The sequence below is a fragment of the Arthrobacter liuii genome (assembly GCF_014639275.1).
In the GTDB taxonomy this organism is placed as follows: domain Bacteria; phylum Actinomycetota; class Actinomycetes; order Actinomycetales; family Micrococcaceae; genus Arthrobacter; species Arthrobacter liuii.
The window spans coordinates 253,151-275,725 of sequence record NZ_BMFW01000004.1 but is presented as its reverse complement, the minus strand read 5'-3'; the positions used below and the strand labels follow the sequence as shown (position 1 = coordinate 275,725).

Sequence of the window (22,575 nt, the reverse complement as noted above, 5' to 3'; positions counted from 1 at the left end):
CAAAGGTCCGGAATTCCCTTGGGGAGTTCCGGACCTTTCCGATTGGCGGCCCGTCAGCCAGCGAGCCAGCCTTGGAGGGCGGCAAGGCACTTGCGGATGGCGTCGGCGTGGACGTGCTCGTTGTCCTTGTGCGCCAGCAGCGGATCGCCCGGGCCGAAGTTCACCGCCGGGATGCCCAGTTCACTGAAGCGCGCGACGTCGGTCCATCCGTATTTGGGCTTTGGCTCGGCTCCCACAGCGGCAACGAAGGAGGCGGCAGCCGGGTGCTGCAGTCCGGGCCGGGCGCCGGCGGCAGCGTCGGTGCGGACCACCTCGAAGCCGGCCAGCAGTTCCCGCACGTGGGTTTCGGCCTGGTCCGGCGTCTTGTCCGGGGCGAACCGGTAGTTGATCTCCACCACGCAGCGGTCCGGGATGACGTTGCCGGCGGTGCCGCCGTTGATCTTCACCGCGTTCAGGCTTTCCCGGTAATCGAGCCCGTCAACGTTGATGGTACGTGGTTCGTAGGCTGCCAGCCGGGCGAGGATCGGCGCTGCCGCGTGGATGGCATTACTGCCCATCCAAGCCCGTGCGGAGTGCGCAGCCTCCCCCGCCGTGCTTGCCTCGAACCGGCTGGTGCCGTTGCAGCCGCCCTCCACCGTGCCGTCGGTTGGCTCCAGCAAAATGGCGAAATCTCCCTGCAGCAGATCTCCGTGGTGGCGGACCAGGCGTCCCAGGCCGCTCTTGACCGCTTCCACCTCTTCATGGTCGTAGAAGACAAAGGTGACGTCGCGCTTGGGCTGCGCGCCGCCGTCGAACAGGCCCGCTGCCAACGCGAGCTGCACCGCCGCCCCGCCCTTCATGTCCGTGGCGCCACGGCCGAAAAGAATACCTTCCCCCGGAACTCCCGCCTCCCAGCTGGAGGGGACGGTGCCCCTGGAGCCTTCGGTGAGCGGCAACGGCACCGTGTCAAGGTGTCCGGCCAGGATCACGCGCTCGCTGCGGCCGAGCTCGGTCCGGGCGATGATGGCGTCCCCGTCGCGCATCACCGTGAGCTGGGGAATCTCCAGCAATGCGGCTTCGACGGCGTCGGCCAGCTGCTTCTCGTTGCCCGACACACTGTTGATGTCCATCAGCGCCGCCGTCAGCAACGCCACATCCTGGCGAAGGTCAAGCGTGGACACAGCAGATTCAGGGGCGGTTTCAGCAGTCACGAAGCCAGTCTAGTTCGAACCGGCCGCCCGCCCCTCGATAGACTGGGGCACATGACTGAGACCGCTTCCTCCGCCGTGCCCGAAACCCAGACGTCCAACACCGACGACCGTTCCGCCTATGGCTTTGGCGTAGCCACCATCGCCACGGGCGATGCCACTGTCCTGGACGTCTGGTTCCCGGCACCGGCCCTCGGCGTTGCGGCCGAAGACCTCCGCTCGGTTGAAAACGCCGACGACGTCCTGACCCGCATCGCCGAGGACGGCGCTGACGCCGACCGCGGCACAGAGCAGAAGGTGGTCTTCGTCCAGATCAACCTCGATGAGGCCCCCGCGGACACCGCCGACGCCTACCTCCGGCTGCACCTTCTCTCGCACCGACTGGTCCGGCCCAACACCATCAACCTGGACGGCATCTTCGCCAAGCTCCCCAACGTCGTGTGGACCAACTTCGGCCCCGCCGCTGTTGAAGGGTTCGAACTGACGCGCGCCAAGCTGCGCCGCCGCGGAGCAGTGACGGTCTACGGCATCGACAAGTTCCCGCGCATGGTGGACTACGTGGTGCCCAGCGGCGTCAGGATCGCCGACGCCGACCGCGTCCGGCTGGGCGCGCACCTCGCCGCCGGCACCACCGTCATGCACGAAGGCTTCGTCAACTTCAACGCCGGGACGCTGGGCACCTCCATGGTGGAAGGCCGCATTTCGGCGGGCGTGGTCGCCGGCGACGGCAGCGACGTCGGCGGCGGTGCCTCCATCATGGGAACCCTCTCAGGCGGCGGCAAGGAAAAGATCACGATCGGCGAGCGGGTCCTGCTTGGTGCCAACTCCGGCGTGGGCATCAGCATCGGTGACGATTCGGTGGTGGAAGCCGGGCTTTACGTCACGGCAGGCACCCGGGTCCGCGTTCCGGGGCCGAAGGATGAGGTGGGCGAGGACACCACCAGGATCGTCAAGGCCGCCGAGCTCTCCGGCGTGCCCAACCTGCTGTTCCGCCGCAACTCCACCACGGGCGCGGTGGAGGCCCTGCCCCGCAAGGGCCAGACGGTGGAACTGAACGACGCCCTGCACGCCAACTGACGCTTCGTGGCACCTCTGTCTGTGGCGCGCAGGCGCGGCCTGCGCCGCCTGGCGGTGCTGCTCCTCACCCTCGCGCTGGTGGCGGGAGGCATTTACACAGCGGTGTACTTCGTGCAGCGTTCCGAAACCCTCGTTTCGGAACGCTGCACTGCCGCGGCAGCCAACCGGACCGGGGAGCTGGCGCCTGACCAGGCGGCCAACGCGGCACTTATCACCGCGGCGGCTGTCCGGCGGGGGTTGCCGCCGCGTGCTGCCACCATAGCCCTGGCCACCGCCATGCAGGAGTCCAAGCTTCGCAACATCGGCCACGGCGACCAGGCCGGCCCGGACTCGCGGGGCCTCTTCCAGCAGCGTCCGTCGCAGGGCTGGGGCACCGAAGCCCAGATCATGGACCCCTACTACGCCGTCAACGCCTTCTACGACGCGCTGGTGAAGATCCCGGGGTACGAGACGCTGGACATCACCGACGCCGCCCAGCAGGTCCAGCGGTCGGCCTACCCCAAGGCATACGCCCAGCACGAGGACATGGGCCGGGCCTTCGCGTCCGGGCTTACCGGCCAGACACCGGCGGGAGTCGAATGCACCCTGCGCTCCCCCACGGCGGGCGGGAGTTCCACGTCGGTGGTCACCGAACTGGAGCAGGCCTACGGCGGCCTGGATGCCCAGGTGGACGGCGCCACGCTGGTAGTGGACGCAGGCGGAGCGTTGGCGTGGTCGGTTGCCCAGTGGGCGGTTGCGAACGCCAAGGACCTTGCCGTAACGCGGGTGGAAGTGGCCGGCCGCGCCTGGCAGCGTGGCGGCGGGGACGGATGGCAGGCCTCCGGGGCCCCGGACGGCCAGGTGCGCATCACCGTACGGCAGGACGACGGCGGCAGCTGACGGCCGCCGTCGGCCGCCTTGGTGGGGACTACACCAGGATCTCCAGCACGGGCTGGACGTAGCTGCGGAAAAGTTCGGGCTGCCCCATCAGGTGCCGGCTCATAATGATCTTGTCGGGTTCCAGGTACCACGCCCGCTGCTCATCCAGCGGCATTTCAATGATGGTCAGCTTGAAATCCCGCGAGTCCCGTCCGACTTCCATCAGCCTGTCGTCCACCATGTCCTCGAGCAGTTGATCCGTTCCGCTGGCCACGCGTTCGGCTTCAAGCTCGGCATATTCGCTCCTGCGCTCCCTGGCCCAGGTGAGGGCGGAACCGAAATGAGCCTGCAGGACCCGCTGTAGTGCCGGGGAATTGCCGAACGCATCGAAACTCGGCGGGGACAGTTCCGGGGACGTGTGCGGATGGGCCTTGAGCAACTGCTCCCACCACGCCTCCCACTCGGTTTTCAGTGCACCCAGGCCGCCTACGTCTGCCGTCAGGTGGGTGTGGTCGGCGGAGCGGACTTTGGGTGATGCATGGGAGAGGATGGGACGCCCTACTCCGTTCAGGCCAGCCGCGTCCCGGACGTACAGCGCAATCATCATCGGCCCGGACGTGTCGGTGGTGATCTGCCACCCTGAACCGCTTGCGTGATGCATCCAAAGTCCTTCCCTGGCCCACTCATGCCGGACGTCATGACCCGGTCCGGCGTACCCGGCTTTCAGTCTATTCCCGCAGGCAGTTCGCGGTAGTGCAGGACAAACTATAGATCGCCTACCGTGCCAGCCCGTCAAGGTGCCGCTCCAGCACGTCGCTGCACATTTGGGCGGTCATCCAGCCCGGCTGCAGCAGGGCATGCATGCAGAGTCCGTCCACCGTGGCAAGGAGCCGTTCCGCTTCCACCACCAGGTTCTCCTGCGGTTCATCATCCGGGAGCAGGGAGGCAACCACCCCGCCGACGATGGCCGCGACTTCCCGATGGCTGCGGTCCGCTTCCGCGGCAAGGAACGGCCTGATCCGCGCAGCGTTCTTGAAGGCCAGCCAGGCGCAGGCTTCCACAGCTGTTTCCTCATCCAGGGGAAGCATGCCGCCCAGGAGGGTTAACACGGCCTGCCGCTGGCGGGGAGTTGCATAGGGGGCCTCCTGCACGGCCGGCAGCAGGGCCCCGGCCCTTCCCACCACCCGGTCCACCACCGTGCCGAACGTAAACGCCAGGAGTTCCTCGCTGCCTTCGAAGTAGTGCCTGACGGAACCGACCGCCAGCCCGGCTTCGTCCGCCACTTCCCGCAGCGAGGCACGCTCGAGCCCGTCGACGGCAATAATGCGGAGAACCGCCTGAACTACGTCCTGCCGCCTGGCGTCTGCGTCTACAATTTTGGGCACCATTCTTATTAGCACACTCGTGCTTTTATTGCCGTGTCAAAGACGCGGACCATCCGGGACGCAGGCGCGCGGACCACTCCCCGTGGGATAGCGTTGGGGCATGAAAATCTTGGTTACGGGGGGCACCGGCTACATCGGTTCCCACACTGTTCTTTCCCTGCAGGAAGCCGGCCACGACGTGGTCGTCATCGACAACCTGGTCAACTCCAGCGAGGAGTCTCTGCGGCGGGTGGCAGAACTCACCGGCAACGCAGCGGAGTTCCACAACGTTGACCTCGTGGACGAGGCCGCCGTCGAGAAGGCCTTTGCCGGCAGCTCCATCGACGCCGTCATCCACTTCGCCGGACTCAAGGCCGTGGGGGAATCGGTGCAGGAGCCCCTGAAGTACTACTACAACAACCTGGTAGGCACCCTGAACCTGATCCGGGTCATGGACAGGCACGACGTCCGGTCCATCGTGTTCAGCTCGTCAGCCACCGTCTACGGCGAACACAACCCCATCCCCTACGTGGAAAAGATGGAGATCGGGGCCAACAATCCCTACGGGCGCACCAAGGAACAGATCGAGGACATCCTCTCCGACCTCGGCGCTGCCGACTCCCGCTGGCATATAGCACTGCTGCGCTACTTCAACCCGGTGGGCGCGCACCCCTCGGGCCGCATCGGGGAAGACCCGCAGGGCATCCCCAACAACCTGGTCCCGTTCATTGCCCAGGTGGCCGTGGGCCGCCGGGAGAAGCTCATGGTCTTCGGCGGCGATTACGACACCCCAGACGGCACCTGCCTGCGGGACTACATCCACGTGGTGGACCTGGCCGAGGGTCACGTGGCGGCCTTGAACCACATTGCCGGCCGGACCGGCGTCTTCCGGTGGAACCTGGGCTCCGGCAAGGGCTCCTCAGTCCTGGAGGTCCTGCGCTCCTTTGAGAAGGCCGTGGGCCAGCCCATCCCCTATGAGATCACCGGCCGGCGCGCGGGAGACCTTCCGGCCTTCTGGGCCGACGCCACCTCCGCCCTGGCGGACCTGAGCTGGTCGACCACCAAGACCGTGGACCAGATGTGCGAGGACCACTGGCGCTGGCAGAAGAACAACCCGCAGGGTTACGCCTCCTGACCCCCCTCCCCCGTCGATTGCTCCGCAACTGCCGTTTTGATCACTCAAAACGGCAGTTACTCAGCAGTCGATGGTCATTAAACGCGAAACGGCCGCCCACCTACGGAAGGTGGGCGGCCGCCGTCGTAATGCCTTGGTTGAACCGCGATCAGCGGGCCGGGTAGTCCCGCTCGGGCTCGCCGATGTACAGCTGGCGCGGGCGGCCGATCTTGGTGTTCGGGTCGCTGATCATTTCGCGCCACTGGGCAATCCAGCCCGGCAGGCGGCCGATGGCGAACAACACGGTGAACATCTTCTCGGGGAAGCCCATGGCCTTGTAGATCAGGCCTGTGTAGAAGTCCACGTTGGGGTAGAGCTTGCGCTGGATGAAGTAGTCATCGCTGAGCGCCTTCTCTTCCAGGCGCATGGCGATGTCCAGTAGTTCGTCATTGCCGCCGAGCTTGCTGAGGATCTCGTGGGCCGTGGCCTTGACGATCTTGGCGCGCGGATCGTAGTTCTTGTAGACGCGGTGTCCAAAGCCCATGAGGCGGACTCCGTCTTCCTTGTTCTTGACCTTCTCCATGTAGTCCTCGGGCTTGAGGCCCTCGGCCTGGATCTGGCGGAGCATCTTCAGGACGGCCTCGTTGGCGCCACCATGGGCGGGGCCGAAGAGCGCATTGATGCCGGCGGAGACGGAGGCGAAGAGGTTGGCGTTGGAGGAACCAACCAGGCGCACGGTGGAGGTAGAGCAGTTCTGCTCGTGGTCCGCGTGCAGGATGAGGAGCAGGTCCAGGGCCTTGACGATGACCGGGTCCAGCTCGTACTGCTCGGCGGGCAGGCCGAAGCTGAGGCGCAGGAAGTTCTCCACCAGGTTCATGGAGTTGTCCGGGTAGAGCATGGGCTGGCCGATGGACTTCTTGTGCGCGTAGGCGGCGATGACCGGCAGCTTGGCCATAAGGCGGATGGTGGAAACCTCCACCTGCTCGGCGTTGAAGGGATCCAGCGAATCCTGGTAGAACGTGGACAGCGCCGACACGGCCGAGGACAGCACCGGCATGGGGTGCGCGTCGCGGGGGAAGCCCCCGAAGAAGCCCTTGAGCTCCTCGTGCAGCAGGGTGTGGCGCCGGATCTTCTGGTCGAACTCGTCCAGCTCGGTGGGCGTGGGCAGGTTGCCGTAGATCAGCAGGTAGGACACTTCGAGGAAGCTGGAGTGCTGGGCCAGCTGCTCGATGGGGTATCCGCGGTAGCGCAGGATGCCCGCATCGCCATCGATGTAGGTGATGGCGGAGGTGGTTGCTGCGGTATTCATGAAGCCGGGGTCAAAGGTGACGGCACCGGTCTGCTTGAGCAGCTTGGAGACGTCGTAACCTTCGTTCCCTTCAACAACCTGGATGCGCGGGAGCTTCAGCTCGCCACCTGCGTGGAGCAAGGTCGCAGCATTGTTGGTCTCAGTCATGGAGTCCCCTTCATGAGGCGTCTTTGGCCTCTGTCGAAAGCTTGATCCAACATCAGGTGGGCCGCGCGCACTGAGCCTGAAGAAGACAGGTTCCAACACCCGGGCTGCCTTCTTGTAGAAAGCCACCATTGATCAGTTAAAAAGTACCGCTCCTTGGCGGGTGTCACTAATCCGCGGCCTTCCCATCCGGCCTAAAATGCGCCGGATGTGGGGCGAGTCACAGGATTGTTACGTATCCTCAGGAGCCGGATCCGGCCAGCCGCGCAACGGCCGAGTCGATCCGCTCATCGGATCCGGTCAGGGCAACCCGGACATAACCGTTGCCCGCGTCTCCGTAGAAGACTCCCGGTCCCACCACGATGCCCCGCTCGGCCAGGCGGGCTACCGTTTCCCACGTGCCCTCCCCCGCCGTCGACCAGAGGTACAGTCCGGCGTCGGATTCCTTGATCTCCAGGCCGAAGTCAAGCAGCGCCGGCACCAGGCGCTCGCGCCGGCCCCGGTACAGGTCTTTCTGGGCCTCGACGTGGGTGTCGTCACCCAGGGCAACCCGCATGGCTTCCTGGACCGGGTACGGCACGATCATGCCTGCGTGCTTGCGGCTGTTGACCAGGTTGGGCATCAGGTCCGGATCCCCGGCGACAAACGCAGCGCGGTAGCCCGCCAGGTTGGACTGCTTGCTCAGCGAATACACGGCCAGCAAGCCCTTGTGCGATCCGCCGGCAACGCGGGGATCGAGGATGCTGGGGACGCGCTGGCCGCCGCGTTGGACGTCCCAGTCACCCCAACCGAGCTCTGCGTAGCATTCGTCCGACGCCACCACTGCACCCAGTTCACGCGCCTGGACCACCAGGGCCTTCAGCGAATCCGCGTCCCGGACACTGCCGGTGGGGTTGCCCGGGGAGTTGACCCAGACGAGGCGGACGCGTGAGCGGGTGGCGTCGTCAAGTTCGTCAAGGTTGTCCGTGGCCACTGAAGTGACCCCGGCGAGGGTAGCGCCAATATCGTACGTGGGGTAGGCAACCTTTGGACGTACGACGACGTCTCCGGGCTTGAGGCCCAGCAGCAGCGGGAGCCACGCAACGAGTTCCTTGGAGCCGACGGTGGGCATGACGTTGCGGGGATCGAGGTCCGACACGCCGCGCCGGCGTTCGAACCAGCCGGCGATGGCCTCCCGAAGCGCCGGCGTGCCGTGGACCGTGGGATAGCCGGGGGCGTTTGCGGCCGCTTTCAGTGCGTCCTGGACCAGCTGCGGCGTGGGATCCACGGGGGTGCCAATCGAGAGGTTAACGGCACCGCCGGGATGCTCGGCGGCCTTGGCCACGTATGGGGCCATGGCCTCCCACGGGTAGTCGGGCAGGTTCAGGCCAAACGGATTCACTGCTGCGGTCACGTTTCCCGTCCGCTTCAGTGGTCTTGGTTCTGCGGCGGCAGGGCTGCGATCATCGGGTGGTCCTTGCCCGTGTTGCCGATCTTTGCCGCTCCGCCCGGGGAACCGAGGTCATCGAAGAATTCAACGTTGGCCTTGTAGTAGTCAGCCCACTCCTCCGGGGTGTCATCCTCGTAGTAGATAGCCTCCACCGGGCACACGGGTTCGCATGCGCCGCAGTCGACGCATTCGTCCGGATGGATGTACAGCGAACGCTCGCCTTCATAGATGCAGTCGACCGGGCATTCCTCGATGCATGCCTTGTCCTTAACATCCACACACGGCTGCGCGATTACGTACGTCACGTCCCTGGCCTCTCCACGTTGGTTCCGGCTTCCCGCCGGCTCTTGCATCCGGCAGCACGGCCGGACTGTTGACATCTGAGCCTATTATCTCCCAGCCCGTTCCCGCGAACCTAGCCGGCACCCTAGTATGAACTGGTGAGTCTGCCAGTACCTGCGCCCGTCCGCTACCTTGCCGCGGCTGAGCCCGGCACCCGGGTAGTGGTGCGGTACCGGATCGAAGGTGGGCTCACCGACGCCCTCGGCCATCTGCTGGCCTGCGACGCCGGTTCCTGCACCGTCCGCACCCGGCACGCCGACGTCGTGATTCCCCTTGACCTGGTGGTGGCGGCGAAGGAGGTCCCGCCCGCTCCCCCGCCTCGCGCACCGCGCACCTAATGGGACTCTTACTGCGCGCGGACGGCAAGGCTCCCAGCGCCGGGACTGCTCGAGCGCACTGAGCCCCGGCTTCACTGCGCCTGGAGAATGCAGAATGCCACCGGCAAGGAGCCGGTGGCATTCTGTTGGGCTACTGCGCGTGGACTACAGCGCTGTTAGACCTTGGCGCGGGCGCGGTTGGCCTTGGCGCGCTCATTGGTATCCAGGATGACCTTGCGGATACGGATGGCCTCCGGAGTCACCTCGACACACTCGTCCTCGCGGGCGAATTCCAGCGACTCTTCAAGGGTGAGCTCGCGCGGCGGGGTCAGGTTCTCGAAGGTGTCCGAGGAAGCGGCACGCATGTTGGTGAGCTTCTTTTCCTTAGTGATGTTGACGTCCATGTCGTCGGCGCGGGAGTTCTCGCCCACGATCATGCCCTCATACACCTCTGACGTGGGCTTCACGAAGAAGGAGCCGCGTTCCTGCAGGTTGATCATGGCGAACGGGGTAACAACACCGGCGCGGTCGGCAATCATGGAACCGTTGGTGCGGTACTCGATGGGGCCGGCCCACGGCTCGTAGCCTTCGGAGATGGAGGCCGCGATGCCTGCACCGCGCGTGTCGGTGAGGAACCGGGTACGGAATCCGATCAGGCCACGGGCCGGAACGATGAACTCCATGCGGCACCAGCCGGTGCCGTGGTTGGCCATGTTGGTCATCCGGCCCTTGCGGGCAGCCATGAGCTGGGTGACGGCGCCCAGGTATTCCTCGGGCACGTCGATGGTCATGTGTTCCATGGGCTCATGGACCTTGCCATCGACAATCTTGGTGACAACCTGCGGCTTGCCCACGGTCAGCTCGAAGCCTTCGCGGCGCATCTGCTCCACCAGGATGGCCAGGGCGAGTTCGCCACGGCCCTGGACTTCCCAGGCGTCGGGACGCTCGGTGGGCAGCACCTTGATGGAGACGTTACCGATCAGTTCCTTGTCCAGGCGGTCCTTGACCTGGCGGGCCGTGACCTTGGCGCCCTTGACCTTGCCGGCCAGCGGCGAGGTGTTGATACCAATGGTCATGGAGATCGCGGGATCGTCCACGGTGATCAGCGGCAGCGGCTGCGGGTTTTCGGCGTCGGTCAGGGTTTCACCAATGGTGATGTCCTCGATGCCGGCGACGGCCACGATCTCACCGGGACCGGCGGACTCGGCAGGAACACGGTCCAAGGCCTTGGTGGCCAGGAGTTCGGTGATCCTAACGTTCTTGAGCTCACCGTTGGCGCGTGCCCACGCAACGGTCTGGCCCTTGCGCAGGGTGCCGTTGTAGATGCGGAGCAGCGCGAGGCGGCCCAGGAACGGGGACGCATCCAGGTTGGTGACGTGCGCCTGCAGCACACCCTCCGGGTTGTACGTGGGGGCCGGGATGTGCTCAATGATGGTCTTGAACAGCGGTTCCAGGTCCTCGTTCTCGGGAGCCGTGCCGTCAGCCGGCTGCTCCAGGGAAGCGCGGCCAACCTTGGCGGCTGCGTAGACAACGGGAACTTCGAGGATCTTGTCCAGGTCCAGGTCCGGAACTTCGTCTGCCAGGTCCGAGGCAAGGCCCAGGAGGAGGTCCATGGACTCGTGGACGACTTCCTCGATGCGGGCATCGGGGCGGTCGGTCTTGTTGACCAGCAGGATGACGGGCAGGTGCGCGGCGAGGGCCTTGCGGAGCACGAAGCGGGTCTGGGGCAGCGGACCTTCGGAAGCGTCAACGAGGAGGACAACGCCGTCGACCATGGACAGGCCTCGCTCCACCTCGCCGCCGAAGTCGGCGTGGCCGGGCGTGTCGATGACGTTGATGGTGATGGTCTCGCCATTGGAGGACGGACCGTTGTAGGCCACGGTGGTGTTCTTGGCCAGGATGGTGATGCCCTTTTCGCGCTCCAGGTCACCGGAGTCCATCACGCGGTCTTCAAGGTGGTTGTGCTCGGCAAAGGAGTTGGTCTGCTTGAGCATGGCGTCGACCAGGGTGGTCTTGCCATGGTCAACGTGGGCCACGATCGCGACGTTGCGCAGGTCACTGCGCGATGCAGTGGCTACCGCAGTGTTGGTGGTGGTTTCAGACATGCGTAAAGGCTCGATTCAGTGGAGTCAGCTGTTGTATCGCGACATTTCCAACTGGAACGCACGACGGACAAGGCCCTTGGCACAGGGCGCCTTCCTCTATTCTAGCCGCTGAGCCATTTGTTGGCCTAAATTCCGGCCCGGTAGGCCGGAGCGGGGGATGCCACCATCACGCACCCCGCCCTGCGATGTGACCAAGTTCACTGCCGCATCACTGGGCGTGGCATCATGGCTGTGAATAACCACCCACCTCTTGAGCACGTCGGAGACAACGATGCCCCCTGCTAAGGCCAGCGCCCTGCGTGGCGCCGCGTGGGCCGCAGCCGCGGTGGTGTCCGGGCTCCTCGCGGGGTTGGAGTCCCGGGACCCGCCGGCGACGGACTTGCCGGCGACTCTCCCGCCGACAGACTGTCGCGGGCAGCGGCCGGACAAGCCGTCAACGGCCAGGCAGCAGCCCTTCAACCCGGCAGCGCGGGGGCGAACACCGCGGTAGTAGCCACTTCCCGGATCCGGAATCCTGGCAATGGAAGGCTTGAGGCAGTAGTGCCGGACGTCAGCAGGACCGCGCTGCTGATTGGGGATTCGCAGTCGGAACCTCCGGACGGCTGGCCGCGCCTGGGCCTCGCCGCCGCTGGGTACAATGTGTACTTCTGCGGCCGCGGCGGCACCGGTTACGTGGCGGCGAACGGTGCCACGGGCAACTATGTGGACGCCCTGCAGCGCGGGGATTGGCTGCTCCCCTCCGGCACCCCTGCACTGATTGTGGTTGAGGGCCGCGGGAACGACGCCGCCGGCGGTGCAAGCAACGCACAGATTGCAGGTAACGCCGGGCGGCTGATCGCCGACCTTCGCACGCGGTATCCAGGCACGCGGGTGGCGATGATCGGCACCCTCGCACGGGGAGCAAACGACGGCGGCGGCCGCCGGAGCGAGGTGGACGCTTTGCTGAGTGGCGTGGCAGCAGCCAACGGACTTCCCTTTGTTTCGGTGGGCGACTGGCTCACCAGGTATGGACTGGCAAAGGACCTCGCTGATGCCGTCCACATGAACACCGAAGGCCGCATGGCCCTGGGCGGGATTCTGGAGCGCAGGCTGCGGGAACTTGGGCTGGACCCGCTACCCGCAGCGGATCAGGGCCCCCTCGCGGCAGTGCCGGGAAGCAACAGCGCGCTCCGGGACTGACTGGCCGCAACAGCGACGGGCCTGGAAGGCGCGCCGGAATTGGCTGGAGCGGTAAAACGGCTGGAGCCGGGACCCGAAGGTCCCGGCTCCAGCCGTTCACGGAAGACTTCCGCCTACGCCACCTCAGGCGGAAGCATCAGCTTCGCGCCGGGGATGGCGTTGAGGAGCGCCTTGGTGTAGTCCTGCTGTGGCGACTCAAACACGCTGTCCGTAGAGCCGGTTTCCACCAGCTTTCCCTTTTCCATCACGCAGACGTGGTCCGCGATCTGCCGGACCACGGCAAGGTCGTGCGTGATGAAAAGGTAGGTGAGTCCGAGGTTGGCCTGGAGCTCCGCAAGGAGATTCAGCACCTGGGCCTGCACCAGGACGTCGAGGGCGGACACCGCCTCGTCACAGATAATCACTTCAGGGTCAAGCGCCAGGGCCCGCGCGATGGCGATACGCTGGCGCTGGCCACCGGAGAGCTCATTCGGATACCGCTGCATGGTGGACTGCGGCAGCGCCACCTGGTCCAGCAGCTCGCGGACCTTCTTCTCCCGGCTCGCGGCATCACCGATCTTATGGACGCGCAACGGCTCTTCGATGGTGCGGAAGATGTTGTACATCGGGTCCAGGGATCCGTAAGGGTCCTGGAAAATCGGCTGCACACGACGACGGAACTTGAAGAGTTCCCGCGCCTTCAGCAGGGACGTGTCCACGCCGTCGAAGAGGATCTTTCCGTCGGTCGGTTTCTCCAGCTGAAGCACCATTTTTGCCACCGTGGACTTGCCCGAACCGGACTCGCCGACAATCGCCGTCGTGGTTCCGCGCATCACGTCGAAGCTGACGCCGTCAACTGCGGCGAAATCTGAGGACTTCCCCATGCCCTGGCGCAGCTTGTATACCTTGCGGAGGTCCTGGATCTTCAGGATGTGGTCCGCGGCAACGGGCTCTGCGGCAGGCGCGAGGAGGTCGGACGTTTCAATGCCCTGCTCCTTGGCTGCCTGGATGCGCCGGCTTGCCAACGACGGCGCGGACTCGACCAGCCGCCGGGTGTAGGGGTGCTGGGGATTGCGGAGCAGTTCCAGCGACGGCCCCGACTCCACCACGCGGCCCTGGTACATGACCACCACCTTGTCAGCACGCTCGGCTGCCAGGCCCAGGTCGTGGGTGATCAGCAGGACCGACGTGCCAAGGTCCTTGGTCATGGTCTCCAGGTGGTCCAGGATCTGCCGCTGCACGGTCACATCCAAGGCGGAGGTGGGCTCATCGGCGATGAGCAGCCGTGGTTGGCAGGACAGCCCGATGGAGATCAGGGCGCGCTGCCGCATGCCGCCGGAGAATTCGTGCGGATACTGCTTCGCCCGCCGGTGGGCGTCGGGGAGTCCTGCCTGGGACAGCACCTTGGCGACGTCGTCTGGACCACTCGGACGGCCGTTCGCCTTAAGGGTCTCCCGCACCTGCTGGCCGATCTTCCAGACCGGGTTCAGGTTGGACATGGGATCCTGCGGGACCATGCCGATGCTGTTGCCGCGCAGCTCGATCATCCGGCGCTCGGAAGCGACGGCGATATCTTCGCCGTTGAGCAGGATCTGCCCGCCGGAGACGCGTCCGTTGTTGGGCAGCAGGCCGATGGCCGCCAGCGCCGTGGTGGACTTGCCGGACCCGGACTCCCCCACGATCGCCACGGTTTCGCCGGGCATGATGGTCAGGTGCGCGTTGCGCACCGCCTGCACGTCCCCGCCGCCGGTTTTGAACGTGATGGCCAGGTCCCGGATTTCCAGCAGCGGCTTGATGCCCGTGCTGTCTGCCTCGTCGATGTGGATGTCTAAACTTGTCATCTCTTGGTCTCTCATCGCTGGCGGCTCTTCGGATCAAGGGCGTCCCGGACAGCATCGCCGAGCATGATGAAGCTCAGCACGGTGATGGACAGCGCCGCCGCAGGGTAGAGCATGATCTGCGGATGGGTCCGGATGGAGGCCTGGGCACCGGCAATGTCATTGCCCCAGGACATGATGCTCTGCGGCAGACCGATGCCCAGGAAGGACAGGGTGGCCTCGGCAACGATGAAAACGCCCAGTTCCAGGGTGGCCAGGACGATGATGGGAGCCAAGGCGTTCGGCAGCACGTGCCGCAGGAGCGCGCGGAACTTCGAAACACCAAGGGCCTGGGCAGCCGTTACGAAGTCGGCGTTGCGCACCTCGATGACGGCGCCGCGGGTGATGCGGGCCATCTGCGGCCACGCCAGCAGTGAGATGACGAAGACCACGGTCCAGACGCTCTTGTTTTCCCTGAAGAACGGAAGCTGGGTGATGACCAGCGCACCGAGGACCAGGGGCAGGGCGAAGAAAATGTCGCCCAGGCGTGCAAGCACGGAATCAACCCAGCCACCGTAGTACCCAGCGACGGCACCAAAAGTGACACCGATAATAAGCACGCACAGGACTGACAGGATTCCGACCGACAGTGAGGCTTGGGTGCCATGAATGACGCGCGAGTAGATGTCGCAACCCTGGAAAGTGAAACCGAATGGGTGGCCAGCGGTGGGGCCGCCTTCCGAGTTGCCCAGTTCGCAGGCGTCGTTCGGTGGTACGGACGAGAAAAGGCCCGGGAACAATGCCACGACCACCAGTGCCAGGATGAGCAGCGCGGAAATGATGAACAGCGGACGACGGCGGAGCTTCCGCCAGGCGTCCGACCACAGGCTGAGCGGCGCATGGTCGGTCTTCACTGCATCCGTTGCCAGCAACGGCGTCTCGTCTACGGGGGCCACAAAGTGGCTGTTATTACTGGTCATAACGAATCCTTGGATCAAGCCAGGCGTACAGCAGGTCTACGAGCAGGTTGGCGACGACGAAGACCAGCACCAGCACGCTGACGATGGACACGATCGTGGGGCCCTCACTGCGCAGGACGGCCTGGTAGAGCTTGTTGCCGACGCCCGGGACGTTGAAGATGCCTTCGGTGACGATGGCACCGCCCATCAATGCGCCCAGGTTGGCGCCCAAATAGGTCACCACGGGAATCAGTGAGTTGCGCAGGATGTGTCCCATGACCACCCGGGGGCGGGAAAGGCCCTTGGCGGTGGCGGTCCGAACGTAATCGGCATTCATGTTCTCGCTGACCGAGGCCCGCGTCAGCCGGAGAACATAGGCGAATGAGACGAGCCCCAGGACCACGGCCGGCAGCAGCAGCGTGCCCCAGTTCGCAGTCGCGCCCACGGTGGGTTTGGCCCAGCCAAGCTGCACCCCAAAGACGAGTTGGAAAACGAAGCCCAGGACAAAGGTGGGCACGGCGATTACCACCAGGGAGGCCACCAGGACGGTGGAGTCGAACCATCCGCCGCGGCGCAGGCCGGCGAAGACACCGAACGCCACGCCGAAAATGGCCTGGATGGCCAGCGCCTCGATGGCCAGCATCGCTGTCACGGGGAAGACCCGTGCGAGGCTGGCGGCAATGGGCTGCCCGGTGAAGTCATTGCCCAGGTTGAAGGTGAACAGGTTCTTGAGGAAGAGCCCGTACTGGACCCAGAAGGGTTCATCGAGGTGGTACTGGCTGCGGAGGGTGTCGATGACAGCCTGGGGTGGCTGGCGGTCGCCGAACAGCGCGGCGATGGGGTCACCGGGCAGGGCGAACACCATGTAGTACACCAAGAGGGTAGTGCCGAGGAATACAGGGATCACCTGGAGGAGTCGGCGAAGGATGAACCGGAGCACAGGCTTACCTGCCTTCCGGTACGGGGGAAAACGCGTTCATGAATGCCTTCCTGCCGTTACAAGCCAATGGGGGCCCGGACGTGACCGGAACCCCCATCAGCCTGACGGCAAGTTAGATCTGGGACTACTTAGCCGTGATGCCGTAGTAGAGGATTTCGCCGTTCCAGCCAGTCTCGGCCTTCACGACGTTGTTGCTCCATACGATCGCGCGTGCCTGGTCCCAAAGCGGAAGTCCGGGCAGGTCCTGGAACAGGATCTCCTGTGCCTGGTTGAACTTGGCGTTAGCCTCGTCCGTGCTCTTGGCGGCCAGGCCCTCCTTGAGGAGCTTATCGAACTCAGGGTTCGAGTACTTCTCGTAGTTGGAGGAAGCGCCCGTGGCCCAGACAGGTCCCAGGAAGTTGTACAGCGACGGGTAGTCACCCTGCCAGCCGGCGCGGGTCAGGCCCGGCAGCTGCTGGGTCTTGCGCAGGTTCAGGACTTCGGCGAACTTGGCGAAAGGCTGGATTTCAGCCTGGATCCCGAGGTTGTTCTTGAAGCCATTCGCTACGGCGTCGATCCATTCCTTGTTGCCGCCATCGGTGTTGGAGGCAATCTGCAGCGGCTTGGAGTCGTCGTACGGCTGGATCTTGTTGGCCTGTGCCCACAGGTCCTTGGCCTTGGCGGCGTCGAACGTCAGGACTTCGCTGCCCTTGATGCCTTCCTTGAAGCCATCGATGACCGGCGGAGCGAAAGCCTTGGCCGGCGTGCGGGTGCCGTTGAAGACCACCTTCGCGATTTCCTCGCGGTTGATGGCGTAGGACAGTGCCTGGCGGCGCAGCTTGCCGGCCTCGCCCTGGAAGTTCGGGTTGTAGCCCGGAATGTTCAGGGTGGAATCGGTGGCTACAGCCTTGGTGGCGTTGCGGTCCGGGAAATCATTGACGTAGGTCTTCAGTGCGTTGGACGGCAGTACGTCGGTGACGTCCAGGTTGTCCGACTGCAGGTCCGTGTATGCGGGGCCCGGATCGGTGTAGAACTTGAACGTGACGCCGCCGTTCTTGGCTGCGCGGGTTCCGTTGTAATCGGGGTTCTTCACCAGCGTGATGGACTGGTCGTGAACCCAGGAACCCTGCTTGTCGAACTTGTACGGTCCGTTGCCCACGGGGTTTTCACCGTAGGTCTTCGGGTCCGCAAGGGCGGCTGCCGGCAGCGGGTAGAAGGCGGAGTAGCCAAGGCGCAGGGACCAGTCGGCTTCGGGCTGGGCGAGCTTGACCGTGATGGTGGAGTCATCGGTTGCCTTCAGGCCGGACATGGTGTCGGCCTTGGGGGCAGGGGTGCTGGTGGTCTTGCCATCCGCACTCTTCGAAGTGGTCACGGCTGAGACATCTTCGTAACCGGCGATGGACTCGAAGAAGAAGCCGTTGTTCTGCAGGTTCTTGGAGTTTGCCGCGAAGTTCCAGGAGTCCACGAAGGTCTTGGCCGTGATGGCCTCACCGTTGGTGAACTTCTGGCCCTGCTTGACCTTGATGGTCCAGTTCTGGGCGTCGGAAGACTCGATGGAGTCCGCGAGTGCGTTGACTGCCTTGCCGTTCGCATCGTAGCTGCGAAGGCCTTCGAAGAGCAGGTTCACCACGCGGCCGCCGTAAACCTCGTTGGTGTTGGCAGGCAGCAGCGGGTTTTGTGGCTCGTTGCTGTAGGCCGTGATGACCTTGTTCGGGTCGCCAGCTGCATTGCTGGACCCGTCGGTGCTGCCGCCGCCGGCGCCGCACCCGGTCAGGGCAAGCGCGGTGATTGCCACGATGCCCAGTGCTTTGGAAGTGCGCGTAAAACGCATTCCGCCTCCTATGAGTTGTGGGAGAGATGTATAGGGGAATCTTGTGCTTCCCCGCAGGCCGGACACAGCTCACCGCTGTGACGAGACCTACACAATACGAGTTAGCCTAACCGCACAAAGTCCAGATATTGGTACTCCGTTGCCAAACCGTGACCGGGAGAGTCCACTGCCCTTGACAGGGGTGGATAGTTAGGCACGTCACATGCTACTCGGCGGTAGGCTGAACGGCGAATCGACGGAGTGGAAGCCCCGCAAGGGCCGAAGGACCCTAAAGGGGTCGCAGCTGCACTAGGACAGCCGCCACTCCGATACGTTCCACCACACGCCAAGGGGGCCGGGGCTGGTCTTCACGCCGGCCAGGCGTGAGCTGAAGGCAGTTGTTCCCGGGGTTTGGTAGAGCGGCAGGCCGTACGCGTCCTCCCAAACGCGCTTGTCGATGTCGGCCAGGAGTTCGTCCTGCTTGCCCAGGTCCGTGGTCACAGCCAATTGCTCCATCACCTTGTCCGCGCCGCCGTCGGAATATCCCGTGAAGTTGCTGCCAGCCCCGGTGCGGAAGATCTGCGGCACCCGGCTGACGCCGGCCTCCGTGCCGATCCATCCGGACAAGGCGGCGTCATAGCCGCCCCTGCTCAGCGCGGCGGCCCAGTCTGCGCTGCCCTGCCCGCCGTCGACCACCCGGAACCCGGCGAGTGCCGCGGAGTCGCGGATCAAGCCGAAGGCCTTGGCGCGGTTGGGATTGTCCCGGTTGTACAAAATCCGGACTGTGGGCGTGGCGCCCTTCAGGAGGCCTTTGGCGGCATCGATGTCCACCTCGGCGTAGTTTGACGACCCGTTGTTCTTTGCCGTATCCGCGTACTTTGGCTGGCCCGGCAGGAACACCTGCGAGTCCAGCGGCTTGTTGTCCGGCACCTGTGCTCCCACGACGGCGTCCACGATGGCCTGCCGCGGGACCGTTTTGAGGAAGGCGACACGTACGTCCTTGCCTGCAAACGGGCCCGAGAAGTTGAGGTCCAGGTGGTCGTAGCCGGACTGTTTGTACCGTTCAACAGTGATGCCCTGGCCTGACAGGCCGGTGAGGAGATCTTCCGTGGCAGCGGAGGGCTGGGGCGAGATGATGTCGGCCTGGCCGGTGCGCAGGGCATCAACGGCCGCCGGCACTGCCCCGGTGAACCTGACGTTGATCTCGTCCAGCCACGGTTCCGGGCCCCAGACGTAGTCCCGGTTCCGGACCAGTTTCATGGAGACTTCCGGCACGATGTCGCGAACGATGTAGGGGCCGCTGGACAGGTAGAGTGCCGGATCGTCCGGAACGGATTTAGTCTCGAATCCGGTGTTCCAGAAGTCGCTGACTTTCTTGAGCGCGGGGTTCGGCGCCGGCTTTTCCGGGTTGCCACGCGGCGTCTCCTTGAGGAGCTTGACCAGGTCTTCCTCATCGTTGAGTCCGCTCTTGGCAGCGACGACGTGGGCAGGGAGTCCGACGTCGAACGCTACTTCCCAGTCAGCGTACGGTGCGGCGTACTCGATGGTGATGGAACGTCCGTCCGACCCGATTTCGGGAAACAGGGTACCGGCAAGGCCTGTGGTGTCAGCGGCAACCGAGAAGTACTTGGTGCCTTTGCCGGCCGCGGGGTCGACATCGTCGAAGTAGCCCGACCCTGCGGCCCAGCTCAACAGGAGGTCGGCAGCGCGGATGGGCGCACCGTCTGACCACTTGACTCCTTCATTGACCGTGTATTTCACCTTGAGCGGCTGGTCAGAGACCTTCTCGAAATGCCCGAACTTATCGTTACGGACCACTTTGGAGGCGTCATCGAGGTGGAAAAAGCCCGAGTGCGTGATGGCACCAATCTTTGAATTGATGTCGGTGTTGCCGTTGGCGCTGTACGGGTTGAAGGAGGAGAACGCGTTCACCTCAGCCACCGTCACGCTCCCGCCGCGCTTTGCCTCCCCCACCACCATGGAAGGGGCACTGCTGCCCGAGCAGCCGGAAAGAACCAGGGCAGCCGCCAACGCGGCGATGAGCAACTGCATCAGACGCCGGACCGGCATGCCGCCTCCTTGTATTTTCCCTCTCCGGAGGGGACTGGGGTCGCCACGATCACGCCCTACAGACTCAGGATAAGCCGTCGGGCCGGTCAGTCGGTGACGCTGAAGGACCACACAGCGATTCGGCCGTTGCTGGTCATCGCCGCTGACTGCCGCCAGGTGGGGCTCCGCGGGCCGTTTGACCCTGCCGCGCTCACGCGCCTGACTGCTACTTGCCCACCCGCGTCGCTGTCCTGACCAACCCCGGTCGAGTGCCCGGGAAACACGCGCCGAGCGGGGTCGAGTCAGGCACAGGTCGACTGCCGACGCCGAGGTGGTGGCCAGCGCCAAGGTGAACGCGGGGGTGCTGCGGTGACGCGTTCCTGCGGAAATTTCAAGCCGACTTAAACCCCTTGTTATCCGGGCGCACCACAAGCCCGGATAGTGTCGTCGGCTCCGCGGTTTTGGTTGCCTGCGGTTCGGCGCCCGGGGGAAACTGGTTTGGTGAGCGAAGCGGAAAAGGAAATCATTGTCCGTGCTGTTGTCGACAGGCTGTCGAGCCGCTTTCCAAACGCGCCCAGGCCGCATATCGCCGGCATCGTCGGTGAGGAGTACGAGTCTCTGGCTGACGGCCGGATTAGAAGCTATATTCCTACCTTGGTTGAGCATGAAGCGAGAACACGCCTCCATCGCGAATTCACGTCGGAGACCTCACAGAACGTCCCCTAGGGTCCGCATCCCGAGTCGGCTCACCACCGGCGGCTGCGGGTTCCGGTCGCTATCGGTCCCAGGCCCGGAGGCGCCGGAGCAGGCTGCGTTTCTTCTGCGTATGATCTTTCATCCGGCTCAGAATATCCGCGAGCATGCTGATGGCTTCGTTGATGAACGGGCCCTTGTTGAGCATGACGCACTCTGCGCGCTGGGCCATCGCAGCGTCAGTCACCTCGGCCCGGGACGGCATCCCGGTCCGGGCCAGAGTGTCCAGGACCTGGGTGGCCCAGGTGACTGGGACGTGGGCGGCTTCGCAGAGCCAGAGAATCTCCTCCTGGACTTCCGCCAGCCGTTCGAAGCCGGCCTCCACCGCGAGGTCTCCGCGGGCGATCATGACTCCCACATCGGCCCACTTCATCAGTTCCAGGAGAATACTGGGCAGCGCTTCGAACGCGGCCACTGTCTCGATCTTGAGCATGATGTCGAGAGTCCGGTCCAGCTCCGGGTCGAGGCGGCTCAGGAGATCGCGGACGTCGGCGTCACTGCGGACAAAGGACATGCTGACAATGTCGGCAAGTTCCTTGACGTGCTCCAGGTCAGCTAGGTCCTGGCCCGTTAGAGCCGGGACGGTCAGCCGCGTGTCGGGAAGGTTGATGCCCTTTTCTGCACGAAGTCGTGAGCCCTTTGGAGCCGCGGAGACAATCTCTGCGGTCAGTCCGTCGGCCCGGGCCTCGGTGATGATCCCGCCGATTTTGCCGTCGTCGAACCAGATCCGTTCGCCAGGTTTCACATCCATGAATACACCCGGGAGGGTGCACCCGATCCGGTGCCTGCCGACGGTGTGGCTGTCGGCAGGAGTGAGGTCACGGCTAAGGATGACCGTGTCGCCCCGGCGGATCATGAGACTCTGCTCAAGCGCCGGCAGGTCGCCGACAAGGGTGGAGGTCCATTTCTTGCGGGTGGTCTTCTTGCCGGACGACGATTCGGGCACGGTTTCGAGCCGGGTTCCCGGGACGAAATAGCTGGTGTCCTGAAGCGTCGCCAAGCACCCTTCCGGGCCTGTCTGCTCGACGACAAGGGTGCGGCGGGCGCCGCGGGCATCGTGGAAGCTGACCGTTTGACCCTCGCGCAAGTCCGCGGCCCACGTCTCGTCCTCGACGGGGATAACGGCGGCGGCGGGGCCCGTTTCCGGACGATGTCCAAGCCACACCCTGGCCGGCGCCACCACGGCACCGGTTTCATTCCGGACGGGCCTTATGCGCAGGACGCGGGGGCCGGGGAGGACGGGTCCTGTGCGCAGCTTGGGGCCGGCCAGGTCCATGGAGACCAGGCACCGCTTGCCAGTGGAATCCTCCGCCGCACGGATGTTGGCGATCATTTGCCGCCAGAACTGCGGAGTGTCATGTGCGCAGTTGATGCGGGCCAGGTCCATTCCGCGCTCTATCATTCCGTGGACGATACCGGGGTCCAGGGCGGCTTCGCTGGGCAACGTGACCATGATCCTTGTGCCGCGGTCTTCCGGCTCAGGTCCCAGGAGGTTTACGGCGTTTCGGGCCAGTAGTTCTTCGCCGTCGATGAAATCAGGCGCTACGTCCGGCAGGTCCGCCCGGGACACCAGCCGCGCCAGAGTCCTGGCGACCGTGTCGACACCTTGCGCAACGCTCGATTCAGTGCGCCCCAGCGACGAGAGCCCGTGCTTCGCCAGTCCGGACTGGAGATCCCGGATGTCATGCCTGCGTAGTTCCGCGTAGTGAACGAGATTCCTTGCACTGTCTCGGTGGCGGGGAAGCACCCCCGCGATCGTGTCGCTGTGTCGAGCTTCGGCGTGTCTAAGGGTTCGCTGCAGCCGGTTCACTTCTTCCAGCAAGGCGCGTAGTTCCTGGATCTCAGCTTCACTCACGATGGTCCT

The 22,575-nt window shown here is 64.8% G+C and carries 19 protein-coding genes; 6 read left to right on the top strand and 13 right to left on the bottom strand.

The window, feature by feature from the left end:
- Window positions 1–53: 53 nt before the first annotated feature.
- On the bottom strand, window positions 54–1,190 hold the full coding sequence (gene dapE / locus IEW19_RS07165) for a succinyl-diaminopimelate desuccinylase (protein ID WP_188570953.1): 1,137 nt from the start codon (window positions 1,188–1,190) through the stop codon (window positions 54–56).
- Between the two features lie 51 nt (window positions 1,191–1,241).
- On the opposite strand from dapE, the gene dapD reads away from it, so the two are divergent.
- Window positions 1,242–2,264, top strand: a complete 1,023-nt coding sequence (gene dapD / locus IEW19_RS07160) for a 2,3,4,5-tetrahydropyridine-2,6-dicarboxylate N-succinyltransferase (RefSeq protein WP_188570952.1) — start codon at window positions 1,242–1,244, stop codon at window positions 2,262–2,264.
- Window positions 2,265–2,285: 21 nt separating this feature from the next.
- Window positions 2,286–3,143, top strand: a complete 858-nt coding sequence (locus IEW19_RS07155; protein WP_188571005.1) for a transglycosylase SLT domain-containing protein — start codon at window positions 2,286–2,288, stop codon at window positions 3,141–3,143.
- A 28-nt stretch (window positions 3,144–3,171) separates the two neighbouring features.
- Here IEW19_RS07155 and IEW19_RS07150 read toward each other — a convergent pair whose 3' ends face one another.
- Window positions 3,172–3,783 (bottom strand): hypothetical protein, encoded by a 612-nt coding sequence (locus IEW19_RS07150; protein WP_188570951.1) that lies wholly within the window; start codon window positions 3,781–3,783, stop codon window positions 3,172–3,174.
- 115 nt (window positions 3,784–3,898) lie between these two features.
- The gene (locus IEW19_RS07145) at window positions 3,899–4,507 is read right to left on the bottom strand and encodes a TetR/AcrR family transcriptional regulator (RefSeq protein ID WP_188570950.1); all 609 of its coding nucleotides are present in this window, start codon (window positions 4,505–4,507) and stop codon (window positions 3,899–3,901) included.
- Between the two features lie 100 nt (window positions 4,508–4,607).
- Here IEW19_RS07145 and galE point away from each other — a divergent pair, with 100 nt between their 5' ends.
- Window positions 4,608–5,621 (top strand): UDP-glucose 4-epimerase GalE, encoded by a 1,014-nt coding sequence (gene galE, locus IEW19_RS07140; RefSeq protein ID WP_188570949.1) that lies wholly within the window; start codon window positions 4,608–4,610, stop codon window positions 5,619–5,621.
- 148 nt (window positions 5,622–5,769) lie between these two features.
- On the opposite strand, the gene IEW19_RS07135 is transcribed toward galE, so the two are convergent.
- The 3 genes from IEW19_RS07135 to fdxA all read right to left on the bottom strand — a co-directional run bounded on the left by IEW19_RS07135 (window position 5,770) and on the right by fdxA (window position 8,787).
- On the bottom strand, window positions 5,770–7,056 hold the full coding sequence (locus IEW19_RS07135; RefSeq protein WP_056334606.1) for a citrate synthase: 1,287 nt from the start codon (window positions 7,054–7,056) through the stop codon (window positions 5,770–5,772).
- Between the two features lie 238 nt (window positions 7,057–7,294).
- A complete protein-coding gene (gene dapC, locus IEW19_RS07130) occupies window positions 7,295–8,446 on the bottom strand; it encodes a succinyldiaminopimelate transaminase (protein WP_188570948.1) in 1,152 nt (383 codons plus the stop codon).
- A gap of 14 nt (window positions 8,447–8,460) precedes the next feature.
- Window positions 8,461–8,787: a ferredoxin gene (gene fdxA / locus IEW19_RS07125; RefSeq protein ID WP_013601705.1), complete on the bottom strand. Its 327-nt coding sequence runs from the start codon at window positions 8,785–8,787 to the stop codon at window positions 8,461–8,463.
- A gap of 135 nt (window positions 8,788–8,922) precedes the next feature.
- Here fdxA and IEW19_RS07120 point away from each other — a divergent pair, with 135 nt between their 5' ends.
- Complete coding sequence (locus tag IEW19_RS07120; protein WP_188570947.1) at window positions 8,923–9,162, top strand: putative acetyltransferase; 240 nt, start codon at window positions 8,923–8,925, stop codon at window positions 9,160–9,162.
- Window positions 9,163–9,317: 155 nt separating this feature from the next.
- Here the strand turns inward: IEW19_RS07120 and typA are convergent, their stop codons facing one another.
- Window positions 9,318–11,246, bottom strand: coding sequence for a translational GTPase TypA (gene typA / locus IEW19_RS07115; RefSeq protein WP_188570946.1), 1,929 nt, complete (start codon window positions 11,244–11,246; stop codon window positions 9,318–9,320).
- A 540-nt stretch (window positions 11,247–11,786) separates the two neighbouring features.
- On the opposite strand from typA, the gene IEW19_RS07110 reads away from it, so the two are divergent.
- Window positions 11,787–12,425 (top strand): SGNH/GDSL hydrolase family protein, encoded by a 639-nt coding sequence (locus IEW19_RS07110; RefSeq protein WP_373283571.1) that lies wholly within the window; start codon window positions 11,787–11,789, stop codon window positions 12,423–12,425.
- Window positions 12,426–12,538: 113 nt separating this feature from the next.
- Here the strand turns inward: IEW19_RS07110 and IEW19_RS07105 are convergent, their stop codons facing one another.
- The 5 genes from IEW19_RS07105 to IEW19_RS07085 all read right to left on the bottom strand — a co-directional run bounded on the left by IEW19_RS07105 (window position 12,539) and on the right by IEW19_RS07085 (window position 19,979).
- Window positions 12,539–14,245, bottom strand: a complete 1,707-nt coding sequence (locus tag IEW19_RS07105; RefSeq protein ID WP_188570945.1) for a dipeptide ABC transporter ATP-binding protein — start codon at window positions 14,243–14,245, stop codon at window positions 12,539–12,541.
- 11 nt (window positions 14,246–14,256) lie between these two features.
- Window positions 14,257–15,201, bottom strand: coding sequence for an ABC transporter permease (locus IEW19_RS07100; RefSeq protein WP_188570944.1), 945 nt, complete (start codon window positions 15,199–15,201; stop codon window positions 14,257–14,259).
- Window positions 15,191–16,120 (bottom strand): ABC transporter permease, encoded by a 930-nt coding sequence (locus IEW19_RS07095; RefSeq protein ID WP_188570943.1) that lies wholly within the window; start codon window positions 16,118–16,120, stop codon window positions 15,191–15,193. Before IEW19_RS07095 ends, IEW19_RS07100 begins: the two co-directional genes overlap by 11 nt.
- Before the next feature lie 124 nt (window positions 16,121–16,244).
- Window positions 16,245–17,930: a peptide ABC transporter substrate-binding protein gene (locus IEW19_RS07090; protein WP_188570942.1), complete on the bottom strand. Its 1,686-nt coding sequence runs from the start codon at window positions 17,928–17,930 to the stop codon at window positions 16,245–16,247.
- 288 nt (window positions 17,931–18,218) lie between these two features.
- Window positions 18,219–19,979 carry an ABC transporter family substrate-binding protein gene (locus IEW19_RS07085; RefSeq protein ID WP_188570941.1) on the bottom strand — a complete coding sequence of 587 codons (1,761 nt, stop codon included), beginning with the start codon at window positions 19,977–19,979 and terminating at the stop codon, window positions 18,219–18,221.
- A gap of 480 nt (window positions 19,980–20,459) precedes the next feature.
- On the opposite strand from IEW19_RS07085, the gene IEW19_RS07080 reads away from it, so the two are divergent.
- Complete coding sequence (locus IEW19_RS07080; protein WP_188570940.1) at window positions 20,460–20,684, top strand: three-helix bundle dimerization domain-containing protein; 225 nt, start codon at window positions 20,460–20,462, stop codon at window positions 20,682–20,684.
- Between the two features lie 49 nt (window positions 20,685–20,733).
- Here the strand turns inward: IEW19_RS07080 and IEW19_RS07075 are convergent, their stop codons facing one another.
- Complete coding sequence (locus IEW19_RS07075; RefSeq protein WP_229748369.1) at window positions 20,734–22,566, bottom strand: pyruvate kinase; 1,833 nt, start codon at window positions 22,564–22,566, stop codon at window positions 20,734–20,736.
- Window positions 22,567–22,575 lie beyond the last annotated feature (9 nt).

Bases quoted from the DNA above. Each gene is read 5' to 3' on its own strand.
- galE (WP_188570949.1), top strand. From the start codon at position 4,608: ATGAAAATCTTGGTTACGGGGGGCACCGGCTACATCGGTTCCCACACT.
- IEW19_RS07085 (WP_188570941.1), bottom strand. From the start codon at position 19,979: ATGCCGGTCCGGCGTCTGATGCAGTTGCTCATCGCCGCGTTGGCGGCT.
- IEW19_RS07105 (WP_188570945.1), bottom strand. From the start codon at position 14,245: ATGACAAGTTTAGACATCCACATCGACGAGGCAGACAGCACGGGCATC.
- dapD (WP_188570952.1), top strand. From the start codon at position 1,242: ATGACTGAGACCGCTTCCTCCGCCGTGCCCGAAACCCAGACGTCCAAC.
- typA (WP_188570946.1), bottom strand. From the start codon at position 11,246: ATGTCTGAAACCACCACCAACACTGCGGTAGCCACTGCATCGCGCAGT.
- IEW19_RS07135 (WP_056334606.1), bottom strand. From the start codon at position 7,056: ATGACTGAGACCAACAATGCTGCGACCTTGCTCCACGCAGGTGGCGAG.
- IEW19_RS07100 (WP_188570944.1), bottom strand. From the start codon at position 15,201: ATGACCAGTAATAACAGCCACTTTGTGGCCCCCGTAGACGAGACGCCG.
- IEW19_RS07090 (WP_188570942.1), bottom strand. From the start codon at position 17,930: ATGCGTTTTACGCGCACTTCCAAAGCACTGGGCATCGTGGCAATCACC.
- IEW19_RS07150 (WP_188570951.1), bottom strand. From the start codon at position 3,783: ATGCATCACGCAAGCGGTTCAGGGTGGCAGATCACCACCGACACGTCC.